The sequence below is a fragment of the Chryseobacterium sp. Y16C genome, from assembly GCF_022488405.1.
GTDB classification, from domain to species: Bacteria; Bacteroidota; Bacteroidia; order Flavobacteriales; family Weeksellaceae; genus Chryseobacterium; species Chryseobacterium geocarposphaerae.
The window spans coordinates 3222768-3234949 of record NZ_CP092711.1; the positions used below are offsets into that span (position 1 = coordinate 3222768).

The following is a 12182-nucleotide window of genomic DNA, read 5'->3' on the forward strand; positions in this document are numbered from 1 at the left end:
TCCGACCTTATTCTAGCTATAAAATTTCCCATCAGATTGATATCCTTCGGGTTTGATAAAAGGTAATTCTTCAAGTTCTATTTTCTCCCCTTTTCGTACATAATATTTACCAATATGCTCATCGTCTTGTCCCATCAGATAGTGGCCTGTCAATCTTTCCAGCCATCCGTACACTACGGCTCCTACAAACTTTTTGTAATGCCGTTTGTCAGCTAGCGGAGTATCATTAAAATTTTCCCTCTCATTTCCTGTTAGATGAGCTTGAGGATTTTTTGAATGATCATATTTCCACCACACAGTGATCATCAGTTCTTGGTAGCTAATCTCTCTCCAAAGAATCGCACAATTCTGTCCAAATAATTTTGTCAAAAAATGTCCATCCATATCTCCAGCTTTTCCCGGCTGTTCCTTATCAACATCAAAATTGATTTTTTTCTGTTTTAAAAGTTCATTAATCGCTGCAACAATTAAATTTCTATAAGGATCTTTGTTAAGAGCCTTAACAGTTTCCTGTCTTTGAATTGAGGCAACATTTTTTAATTGGTTTTGAAAGTTTTTCCAGGAATGAAAACCACAGTTTATAGAGGCTTTCTCTAAAGCTTCAGCGTGCGTTATGCTTTCTGCTTTTTTGATTGATTTCGCCATACGCTTGATATATTCAGCAGTATGGCCCTTAATTTTTAAGACCATAATAACTAGTTTAAAATCGAAAAAATGACACCTGCCTCTCAAGTTTTCAAATTAAAAACTCGTTATTGGTATATAAATTATTACTACAGCACTGAAACAGTTTCGCTAAGACAAGTGGCAAGCTTCTGTAAAAGCTTTAAACAAAGGTACATTTTTTTCAATTACTACGAATATTTTTTGAGAATTTAATTGTCGTTTCTTGATATTAAAAGTTTAGAAGTTAAGTATTAATGCTTTTTGTATCATGTCTTTTTGGTGAAGATTCTATTTTTTAATTAAAATTATTCTTGTTTATACATTACATTTTATTTTTAAAATTTTGATACTTTTAAAATAAAAACGTATCTTTTAGTATAAAACTTTTACCTGTGGAAGATATCGACCTAACCAAAGTAAAATATTACCCGGACCGATTTTATATTTGTCTTGATGGATTCGACATCGAAAATTTAACAACTTTCCTTAGCGATCTAAGTATTGGCGAACAGCAGTCTATATTCATACATGAATACTATCATTATTTGACTAACATAGCAACTTTCGCAGGAATTCGTCAGTTTGCTCTAAACTTTTGTGACAGATTTAAAGCAACAACTATATTAGCGGTAGCAAAAGGCTTGGATGCATTTCCAATAAATACAAACAACCACCAAAATTGCGCGGAAATGGTAAAATATTGGGCAGACGCTCTTGAATTACTTAATGACGATGATATTGATTATAATGTTATACAAGAAACTGCAAGATCACCTAATAAAAAATTTTCTATAAGTTCTATAGAAATAATAGAAAAACCTATGGATGTTTTAGTCGATGGAAATGTTATAAGTGGAGGCCGAAAATTTATAGCCATTTCTGTATGTGGACTATCAAGTATTAAATCTTTTAATCTGACCTTTGGAGCGATAGATGAATTTCTAAGTTCAGCTATCGATGAATATTTGTTTGAAAAGGACATGTCTGATGTAAACCCTAGCATATTAAGCAATAGGCCATTTTACCCTTATTGTTTTTTTGATGAGTTATTTAAATTTTATGGAATATACCCGGCTTCAGCATTTGAAAAGATTATTATAGGGTACTTTTCGCTAAACTCTCCTAATCCTCCAATCACTCTTATAAATATTCTGAAAAAACTTCAGAATGGAGCTTATAATGAATTTAAGAAGAATCCTGAAGATTTTTTAATGACTAATTTTTTTGAAAATTCTCAATATGAAAATGTTTTGAATTATATAAAATCATTTGCTGATCAATGTTTTGAGCAAGGAAGAATTCATATAGCTCAAGCACTTTATTACTATTATGATAAATTTTATATGTCTCAGAAATTAAAAGAAAATGATTACTTTTTCTTTGTAAGACCGTTCTTTGTAAAAGCGGAAGAGACTTTGAGGATGAAACAGAAATTTTCACTTTCACTTTCTAGAATAATAAATCTTTTTAGCCCACCAGTAATCTTAAAAGATAAACAATTCTTTTATATTGATAAACTAACATCATTCGGTGAGTCTACAGTTTTAATATTAGCTACATACGAAATTTTAGAAAGTATTAAAACGAATAAGATTGCTAAAAGACCACCCAATCTTAAAGCTAAATATAATTTTCCTGATGGTGATCCTAATTGCGATACTTTCGAGCTTTTTACTCCACCACCCATATATGGTACTGCATTCCGATTAGCACTTAATGAAATAGGTTTGTATGGTCTGTATCTAAAGGAACTTGAAGCAAAAAAGAATAAAGACAATTAAGTAATACTGCCAGCCTATGACATTATCAAAAAGACACCACTACATTCCTCAATTTCTTATCAAAAGATTTGCAGACGAGGATAATATGCTTTATATATATGACAAAGAAAAGAATGCTTTCGCCAAGGCAAGGAGAAGTCCAAAGTCTGTTTTCTTTGAGATGAACAGAAACACCCTATACCTTGACGGAGTTCCTGACGACGGCTTGGAAAAACTTTATGCTGAACTTGATGAAATGTTTTCAAAAGATTTACAAGAAATAACAAGTTCAGGAACAATTACTGAAGAGGCATTAACGTCTATACTATTTATGGCATCATCAATGAAATGGCGCTTGCCAGCAAATGATAATCTGTTTGATGCCAAAGACAAGGAATATCCCTACGAAAAACTACCAGTTAAAATTACTATTAAAAAAGACGATGGAATAGATCATATAGAAGCGATGGAATATCTAATTAATTCGAAATTTTTCAAAAATACAAAAAGATTGATTTTCCCATTTCTTCCTTTTTACGAAAATCTTGCTATAAGCGAGGAAAAATTACTTCGTGTTCAAAATAACAGTTATGTAAATTCTAATACAAATATAATTTCAATATTAGGAGATGTTCCCTTAATAGAAAGTGACATTAATAATCTTGATGATTTCGGAAATTTCATTTTGCCACTTGGTAATAATGAAACTTTTATTTGTACTGATTCCCAAGAAAAGAATGTAAAAAACATCGCTTTCTATTTAAATAAAGATTTAGCAATGTTTCATCAGGCTCAGAAATATGTTGTATGTAAGGATAAAGAATATCTTCAGAAGATAATAGAAACTTACAAGCATCTTCAAAATCAGGGTCAGGCAGAAATGATCAATCGTTATATATTTCAGTTTGTATAGGAAGAAATTGAAGATATAGTCGACCGTCTATAAGTTAAAATTAGGTTCTCCTATTCATTCACTATAAATAAAGTTAAATTTTAATTATATTTGGTCATAATTGGTCTTAGGTATATTGAAAGAATTTAATTTTATCGGCAATAACAAGAAAAGTAATTTGAAAGTTTACAACCGAACAAAAATTGACTTATATTTGCAGTAGTAAAAGACGCTAATATTCTTTTTTCTTAGTGACCTATTCAGTGACCTATTAAAATCGAGAACAGCATAAGTCCGATTAATAGGGTGTTTGTTAAAACACGTACAAGCCCCTCAGGACCCACAGAAATCTCTCTTTTTCAAGGGAGATTTTTTTTGTTTTACACCATTTATCTCCTATTCATGGGAGTTTACAGCAATTATTATTTAAATCCTAAGTTTTTCAAATCTCAATATTTTTCAATTTTAAGGCAGAATTTTAGGTTACCATAATTTCTTTCAGGTTACCATATTAAAAATTCATCATTATTTTTTGTGAATTTTCTTATTTAATTTTCTTAATATTTCACTTTAACAATCAATTCTCAGGTTACCAATTAGGTTACCAAAAAATTCTCAGGTTACCAACTCAAACCCTCATTAATACTATGAAACTTTCAATACTATTTTTAATCAGAAGAAACAGAACTAACACAAAAGGTGTCTGTGCAATTGAATGTAGAATCACTTTAGACAGCCAAAGAAAGCCATTCTCAACAGGTGTTTTTATAAATCCAAATTCTTGGAATGCTTCAAAGCAAAAGGCATTTCCTCCTAACAAAATAAATAATCAAATCAACACTCAACTAAGCCTGATTAAACAAGATATTAATCAGGCTTTTTTATTCCTACAAGTTCAGGAAAAGGATTTTGATGTAGATGATATCTACAGACAGTACAAAGGAGAAAATATTAAGCAGGATAAGTCCATTAATGAAATGTTTCATTTACATATCTCTAAACAGGAAAAACTGGTAGGCATTTCTACCACTAGAGTATCTGTAGCTAAATTTTACCAAACACATGCTCATGTAAAGTCTTTCATAAAGTATCAGTACAACAAATCAGACTACTTGCTAAAAGATATGACTATGGCATTTATAACTGAATTTGAATACTATTTAAAAGCTGAGAAACACTTTAAGCAGAACACAATTCATAAGACAATACAGAGATTTAAACAAATGATCAAATTAGCTGTAGGACTGGATTACTTAGCTAAAGATCCTTTCCTACTATACAAGAACAGAAAACCTAAAAAACAAATTATATTTCTATCCAAAGAAGAACTGGAAACACTAGAGAAACATCAGTTTGCTTCTGAAAGATTACAACAAGTAACAGATATGTTTATTTTCTGTTGCTACACAGGATTAGCTTATACAGAGATGTCAAATCTTAAAGTAAATGATATTCAAACAGGCTATGATAGCAATAAGTGGATTCATATTCACAGGCAGAAAACTAAAAGAGATTATGATATTCCCTTGTTATCTAAGGCTGAAAGTATTTTAGACAAGTACAGAACAGAAACACAGATTCTTCCTGTTATTACTAATCAGAAGTTCAATTCTTATTTAAAGGAGATTGCTGAGATTGTAGGCATCAACAAGACTTTAACACATCATATAGCAAGAAAAACCTTTGCTTCCACTATCCTTCTCTATAATGATGTTCCTATGGAAATAGTTTCTGAGTTGCTAGGGCATTCAGAGATAGGAATTACTCAACAACATTATGCTAAGGTTGTAAAGGAAAAAGTTGGAGAACAGATGAATAGGTTAAAAGATAAGCTTAATTTATAGTGAAATCTAAATAACAGTGTTATATTTATTAATTATTTATAACACTGTTAATTTTAATATTTATGAATGTTAATGACCATTTTAATGATTTTCCAATAGACTATTTCAAAATACAACCAGAAGATTTCATAGACATTATAGGACTCAAGGCAGAGAATGTAAACACTCACTTAGAAAGATCCTTACAAAATTATACTCTTGAGACTTTGGAACTAGATGATAATGGCTTTATTGGAGAATCTTTGAATGAAAAATTTAATTTTAACTCAAAAGATACAACTGTAATAAATTGTGCAGTTGGGCAAGGAAAAACTACTGCTATATTAAGACAGCTCAAAAGGGAGTATGACAACAATCCCAATTCATATTTTATTATAGCTGTTCCATTAGTTAGCCTAATAAATCAATATGAAAAAGACCTTTTAGATTTAGGTATAAATCCTGATGATATTTTTAATTATTCTGTCATTGGAAGACAGTTTTTAGAAAGAAGTATATACAAATCTGACTCATATCCATACAGTAAAATTTTAAAAAGAGTGCATCTTGTCACTGTCAATACATTACTAGGTAATGCTGGAAAGGATGCAATAATGCAATCTGATGCTAAATTTGAATATATTCAAACTTTAACTAACAATTTAAAACAGCCTAATAAAGATGTATATATAACTTTTGATGAAATACATGAAGCTATCTCCAATTTTTCTAAAGTTGGTATTCTCCATTTATTTTTCTGGCAAGATATTGTAAAGAAAATTATTGTTTTAAGTGCTACCTATAATATTGCATCTATTTCTGTAATTAAGTATTTCTCTCTACTAACTGATAATAAAATCAAAATTTTAGACTCTGAAAGAATAGTAAAAAGAGCACAAAGCAAACTATTTTTACATTATGATAATTCAGACTATTTTAATAACCTATCAACTTTAAGAGAAGTTGTTGAAGATACTATTAACAGTAATAGAACACTAGATATCATCTGTTATTCCAGAACCTTATCTGACAAAATAGTTTCAAGAGAATCTACAATTGGCAGCTTACTCTATGAAAAATATGGTGAAGTAAAACTCTGTGTTTCTAAAAAAATAGAAGATATTGATTCAGATGATGAAGAGCCCATGAATAGATATGACAATTCTTTCTGTAATGTAGGAACTAATTTTAAATCAGGAGTAAGTATTGATAAACCCAATCATACCTTAATTATTATTTTACCTCCCAAAAGCAGTAGAAGAACTTATAAATCTAACAATGGAATCTTTACAGAAGGGATAAATTCTGTAATTCAAGCTTTAGCCAGACAAAGAACAGTTGGAAAAATACACATAATATTACCCAATCCAATAGAGATGGATTATAGCAGCCTAAGAGGTATGTCTGAAATTCAAAGAGAGAGATTTGAAGAAGCCTACAATAGAATTGCTATACCTGTCACAGCAATAAGAAATAGAAATAATGTTAGTACTCCTTTAAACACAATTATTAGCTTTTCAGAACATAAACAATTAATAAATGAAAGTTATGAGAAACTTGCTCAAAGACTACTAATCCCAATATTGGATGCAAATAGATTCAATTTAGATTTTCCTGATAAAGTAGAGTATACATTAGAAAAAGCAGAGAAGATTTTAACACAAAATGGATTTCTAGGCAGAGACTTAGCTTGTTATGTAACTTATGCTGCATTTACAAATCAATTCTATAATGCTAGATTAGCAAGAATATATTCTACAGAAGGATTTAATATTGATGAAATTGATCCAGTACTTACAAGGGTTTATGATGAGTATATGTCTAATACACAAAACTCTGAAAAATCCATTTCTCAGAAGTATTCTGAAATAAGGAATCTATTATTAAACAGAACAAATAATTTATTTGATTCCAATCAAAAAAGATACATTAAAGAAAAGATTTTTACTAAACTTATATCTGAAACAGAATTAGAACATCTGAAATCTGAATCCTTCAAATACTTAGTTTCTGAGTATAATGGATTCCAAAATTATATTGATGAGGAATCAGAGGAATTAGTAAATAAATTGAAAGGATATATTGACAGATTTAATAATTCTCTCTTACTTCATGAAGAAACAATATATATCAAAAAATACACTGACAATCAAATATTTGAAAGAGATAAAGCAGAAATCCTAAGGATTATTAAAATAATCAGAGAAAGAAATCCTGCCCTAGTATTATCAAAAGCAAAGTTTTTTAGAGGTATTAATGAGACTAATGCAGGAGAAAAAATGTATAAATATCTATCTGAAAACCTATATATATCCCTTAGAACAAGACCAATAATAAATAATATTAAAAAGGATTTTAAAAAGATTATAGAAACAATAAACTACCAGAATCTGTGATCATTTATATATAGCAAATCACAAATTTTGGCACAAGCACTCAAACTTATTGAGTGCTTTTTTATGCCCAAATTCTAACAATTAAATTTTAAACATATGCAATTAAAACAATCACAAAGACAACAGGTCAAGTTAAGACTTGGCTTATCTGGAGCATCAGGCTTTGGAAAGACCAAATCAGCTTTATTATTAGCTTATGGAATGACACAGGATTGGAGTAAAATAGCTGTTATAGATACAGAAAATTCCTCTGCTTCCTTATATTCAGACTTAGGTAATTACAATGTACTTGACCTACAAGCTCCTTACTCTCCTGAAAGATACATACAAGCCATAGAACTGTGTGAAAACTCAGGAATAGAAGTAATTATTATAGATTCTATTACCCATGAATGGAATGGTACTGGTGGATGTCTTGACATTCATGAGAAACTAGGAGGAAGATTCCAAGACTGGGCTAATGTCACACCAAGACATCAGGCTTTTATTAATAAGATACTACAGTCAACATGCCATGTCATAACCACTACAAGAAGAAAGATAGACTATTCTCTAGATGTAGCTAGTAATGGTAAAACCCAAGTAGTAAAGCATGGCACTAAGGAAATTACCAGAGATGGCTTTGAGTATGAACTAACTATTAATTTTGAGCTAGTGAATGAGAACCATTTAACTAAGGCTAGTAAAGACAGGACAGGGCTCTTCATGAACCAGCCAGAATTTATCATCACCTCTGAAACAGGAAAGATGATTTTAGATTGGTGTAATTCAGGTATAGAGTCTGAAAGTAAATCTATCCCTATGGAAATTCCTCCCCAAATTCAGCAGAGAGTCTCTACAGAAGAAGAGGTATATAAAGCTATTCAGGGATGCAACTCTATAGCTGAACTTTTAACTTTATATAAAGAGTTTCCCCAATATCACAAGACTTTAAAGCCAGACTTTGAAGCTAGGAAAACATTATTAATCCACACCACTAACCCTAATAATCAATTCAGTAGAAATGGATATGAAAAATAAAATTAAACCTGCTTCTTTAGAGGAAGCATTTGATGTAGAGACTTCAAAAACTACTAATATAATAGAGATAAATCATAGGAATACTCCTATCCCTCCTGATTTACAGCTTAAGAGAGTAAATGATTTATCAGATATGAAATCTCTAGATGATATTTTCCTTGATAATGAGGAGATTGAAGATGCAGAAATATTCTATCCAAGCAGGATGAATATTCCTGACCAGCCTAAAAGTGAATCCAGCACAGTAGATAATAAGCCTGAACCTTTAAATGTAGTTCAGGCTTCTTTTATGTCCAATTCCAAAGTAGAAAGTTACTCTAGTGATATTACTGCTGGAAATAATCAGCCCAGCCCATTTATTATGGCTAATACACTGGAAGCTACATTACATCACTTACAGAATGATTGTATCATTCCTGTATTCTCTAGAGACAATGAGAAAACTATTGCACATCAGGAATTTATAGAATGTGTTATTAATGCTATAAATAAAGCATTCCCTTACCACAGCATTACAGCCCCTGAAATCAGGGTATCTCATCAAATTAAGGGTAGAACTCCTTCAGCTATTCATAAGCCTGTAAAAGAACTTCTAGAGCATGAAAAGACTATCTACTATGAAAGAATGGCATTTATTATTAAAATTCCTTCCATTACTGATATAGTGAATGGTAATGAACTTTCTCTCACTATTGGAGGGGTAAGAGCATACAATCAGGAGAATCTCTACAGTAAGAAATCCTTAGAAAAGTTCAAGTTCTTTATTGGGTTTCAGAATAAAGTATGCTGCAACCTTTGTGTATCTACAGATGGATTCCTTGAAGATATAAGAACTTCTAATGCTAATGATTTATACAACAAAGCAGTAGAAACTATGCAGAACTATAATGCAGAATTACATCTCATGGAGATGCAGGAACTTACACAAGATTATTTATCTGAACATCAATTTGCCCAGCTTATAGGTAAGAGTAGGCTATATCAACATTTACCTAAAACAGAGAAACAGAATATTCCTCTACTTAATTTTAATGATAGCCATATTAATACTATTGCAAAGGATTATTATGAGGATAAGAATTTCTGCAGACAGGAAGATGGAAATATCAATTTATGGTCAGTGTATAACCTCTTCACACAAGCCAATAAGTCTTCTTATATAGATACTTTCCTTGACAGGAATTTGAATGCCTTTGAGTTTTCAAAAGGTATTCAGAAAGTACTCAATGGTAATTCAGATTATCATTGGTTTTTGAGTTAACCTTATCCATCTCACAATTTTGTGGGGTGGATTTTATTTTTTATAATTGTTGGTATGCAGGAATTCATTACTTATAACTACATTAGAAATAAAATAAAAAAGTTCAGTAGAAAAGAACTATTGATAAGTCTATATTCACTTTTAAAAAGAGTTGATTTAAAAGATGACAACAAACCTTCTGCTATATGGCAAGTATTTCTTTTAATAAAATGGACATATCTTAATGGTGAAGAACCTTACAAGCCTAAAAAGCTTTCAGATAATGAAATTCTACAGTTACTTAATTATATAGAAAAGTTTGAAAGTACAACCCTTAATCCTTATGTTAAAAAACATGATTGGGACAGCTTTTTTCAAATAATTGGTTATCAACAGCTCTATTTACAAAAACAAATTCACTGGGTGTATTTTGCACAACAACTTAAACTTTATACATCTATTATTTCAAAGTATAATATTGAAAAATCATTTTTAAGTAAAACAGGAATAACTATCTATGATTTTCTAGCTACTTCTTTTATACTTTGGATGTACACAAATATGAATTCTATTTTAAAACAATATACTTACAATGGTTTTATTGGTACAGATGTTTATGAAGCTTATTCCTACTGCTTGCCTACTGAAACACTTGATAAGTACCTAAAGCTTTTATTATTAGAAGATAAGAATGCTCAAAAAATAATTAATTCATACAAGAAATCTCTTATTAAAAATGAATTTCAACCATTTGAAATTTCCTTTTTTACAATGTTCCCATTTCAGAATTTATCCAATAGCATCAATATTATTCATAAATCAATATTTGCTCACACATGCTGCTATTATATCTATGATTATTTGAAGGAAAATGATGAAAGCTTTACAGAAGAGTTTGGAAAAAGATTGGAAAAGTATATAGAGATAGGACTTTTAGAAGCTAAAATAAATTTTATAACAGAAAATGAATTAAGGATATTGTATGGTAAAAATGAAAAAGTTGTTGATTATTTAGTAGATGACTGTGTTCTTATTGAATGCAAAGGAATTGAACCAAAACCTTTACCATCAGTAAATCCATCAATAAATCTAGTTTATAATGCCCTTAAAGATTCAATTATAAAGGCATATACACAGCAAATGCTTAATGTAATAAAGAATAAAAAGAATGAAAAAGAGTACTTTGGGATTATTATAACTTATAAAACATTTTACTATTCTTCTTTACAAGATTTATGGGAGATATTGAAAGATGATGTTGAAAAGTTTTGTACTAAAAATAACCTTAAAAAAAATCCTCTCCCACCAGAAAATGTATTTATAATTGATCTCTTAACTTGGGACAAAATAGTTCAAATACTAAAAAATGAAAATATCAGTCTCTTTGAAATTTTAAAACAAGCCAAAAACTCTAATAATATTGAAAAATCACTAATATTTAGTAGCCATTTAGATAAGTTTGAAATGGGAACTATTACTCTCAACTATCTACAAGAAGAATATAAAAAATTTGACATATTATTCTCTAAGAATAAATCTTAACAAGATTCCTGTTTGATAAAGCATAAATTCAACTTCATTTTTATTGATATTTTCAGAGTGTTTAACATTTTCATTCTGATATTTTAAGTAGAAATCATAAACTTTCCAGAACAAATTTGAAATTTCTGTAGATTGGATTTGAAACTTTAAAAACTTTCCTAATTCTTCTTTTTGGTTTTCCAAACTTTTTCTATTTCCTAATTTTTCCTTCAATAGGAGTTCAAAGGCAAATCTAAGGTTGTCTAGGACTATTCTTTCTTTTCCTTGAACATCAACATATGATAATGCTAACTTATATTTTTCATATATTTTAGGATATTGCACTAGCCAATCTAGTGCATCATTAACTAGTTTTTCATCTAATATTTTTGCACCTTTAGGATATACAATTATATCTTTTTTAGCCTTTTTTATTGCTATTTGAACACCTGTTAAACTAATTATATCCAGTAAATCTTTGTATAAGACATCTTTTATACCTTGCCCTATAGTGTCTATTGAAAACAAAGCTTGTACTCCTAAGAAGAACATTTTAAAATCTGTTTGAAGATAGAAATATAGATATACATGATTTTCAGAAAGTTTTTTATCAAACCCTACAGGATCAATTAAAGAAGATTCTTTTTTATGATGTTCTCCAACAAATTCAAGAAATTCTCTTTCAATTTCCTCATTATGTAATACTTTAAATTCTAAATGTTTTGTGAATGTATTTAAGAATCTTTTTTTAAAATTAATCCATATCTCTTTTTCATCCAGTTCAATATTCCATCTTTTGTAAAAATCATTAATTTGATTGACTTTATTTTTCTTTTCCATACTTTTCCAAATGTTGAAGTAATT

The 12182-nt window shown here is 29.7% G+C and carries 9 protein-coding genes; 7 read left to right on the forward strand and 2 right to left on the reverse strand.

The features are described from left to right. Window positions 1-12 precede the first annotated feature (12 nt). Complete coding sequence (locus MKS83_RS14445; protein ID WP_240580232.1) at window positions 13-645, reverse strand: hypothetical protein; 633 nt, start codon at window positions 643-645, stop codon at window positions 13-15. A 413-nt stretch (window positions 646-1058) separates the two neighbouring features. On the opposite strand from MKS83_RS14445, the gene MKS83_RS14450 reads away from it, so the two are divergent. The 7 genes from MKS83_RS14450 to MKS83_RS14480 all read left to right on the forward strand — a co-directional run bounded on the left by MKS83_RS14450 (window position 1059) and on the right by MKS83_RS14480 (window position 11339). Then, entirely contained in the window at window positions 1059-2447 is a 1389-nt protein-coding gene (locus MKS83_RS14450; RefSeq protein WP_240580233.1) for a hypothetical protein, read from the forward strand. A 16-nt stretch (window positions 2448-2463) separates the two neighbouring features. Then, the gene (locus tag MKS83_RS14455; RefSeq protein ID WP_090001584.1) at window positions 2464-3339 is read left to right on the forward strand and encodes a DUF4238 domain-containing protein; all 876 of its coding nucleotides are present in this window, start codon (window positions 2464-2466) and stop codon (window positions 3337-3339) included. A gap of 626 nt (window positions 3340-3965) precedes the next feature. Continuing rightward, window positions 3966-5162: a site-specific integrase gene (locus MKS83_RS14460; protein WP_317224457.1), complete on the forward strand. Its 1197-nt coding sequence runs from the start codon at window positions 3966-3968 to the stop codon at window positions 5160-5162. A gap of 62 nt (window positions 5163-5224) precedes the next feature. Beyond that, window positions 5225-7537 (forward strand): DEAD/DEAH box helicase family protein, encoded by a 2313-nt coding sequence (locus MKS83_RS14465; protein ID WP_240580234.1) that lies wholly within the window; start codon window positions 5225-5227, stop codon window positions 7535-7537. Between the two features lie 96 nt (window positions 7538-7633). After that, window positions 7634-8557 (forward strand): AAA family ATPase, encoded by a 924-nt coding sequence (locus tag MKS83_RS14470; protein ID WP_240580235.1) that lies wholly within the window; start codon window positions 7634-7636, stop codon window positions 8555-8557. A 133-nt stretch (window positions 8558-8690) separates the two neighbouring features. After that, window positions 8691-9818, forward strand: coding sequence for a DUF3871 family protein (locus tag MKS83_RS14475; protein ID WP_240580236.1), 1128 nt, complete (start codon window positions 8691-8693; stop codon window positions 9816-9818). Between the two features lie 54 nt (window positions 9819-9872). After that, entirely contained in the window at window positions 9873-11339 is a 1467-nt protein-coding gene (locus tag MKS83_RS14480; RefSeq protein WP_240580237.1) for a hypothetical protein, read from the forward strand. Here the strand turns inward: MKS83_RS14480 and MKS83_RS14485 are convergent. Beyond that, complete coding sequence (locus MKS83_RS14485; protein ID WP_240580238.1) at window positions 11316-12158, reverse strand: hypothetical protein; 843 nt, start codon at window positions 12156-12158, stop codon at window positions 11316-11318. The genes MKS83_RS14480 and MKS83_RS14485 overlap by 24 nt on opposite strands. Window positions 12159-12182 lie beyond the last annotated feature (24 nt).

Bases quoted from the DNA above. Each gene is read 5' to 3' on its own strand.
- MKS83_RS14460 (WP_317224457.1), top strand. From the start codon at position 3,966: ATGAAACTTTCAATACTATTTTTAATCAGAAGAAACAGAACTAACACA.
- MKS83_RS14455 (WP_090001584.1), top strand. From the start codon at position 2,464: ATGACATTATCAAAAAGACACCACTACATTCCTCAATTTCTTATCAAA.
- MKS83_RS14480 (WP_240580237.1), top strand. From the start codon at position 9,873: ATGCAGGAATTCATTACTTATAACTACATTAGAAATAAAATAAAAAAG.
- MKS83_RS14485 (WP_240580238.1), bottom strand. From the start codon at position 12,158: ATGGAAAAGAAAAATAAAGTCAATCAAATTAATGATTTTTACAAAAGA.
- MKS83_RS14470 (WP_240580235.1), top strand. From the start codon at position 7,634: ATGCAATTAAAACAATCACAAAGACAACAGGTCAAGTTAAGACTTGGC.
- MKS83_RS14475 (WP_240580236.1), top strand. From the start codon at position 8,691: ATGAAATCTCTAGATGATATTTTCCTTGATAATGAGGAGATTGAAGAT.
- MKS83_RS14445 (WP_240580232.1), bottom strand. From the start codon at position 645: ATGGCGAAATCAATCAAAAAAGCAGAAAGCATAACGCACGCTGAAGCT.
- MKS83_RS14465 (WP_240580234.1), top strand. From the start codon at position 5,225: ATGAATGTTAATGACCATTTTAATGATTTTCCAATAGACTATTTCAAA.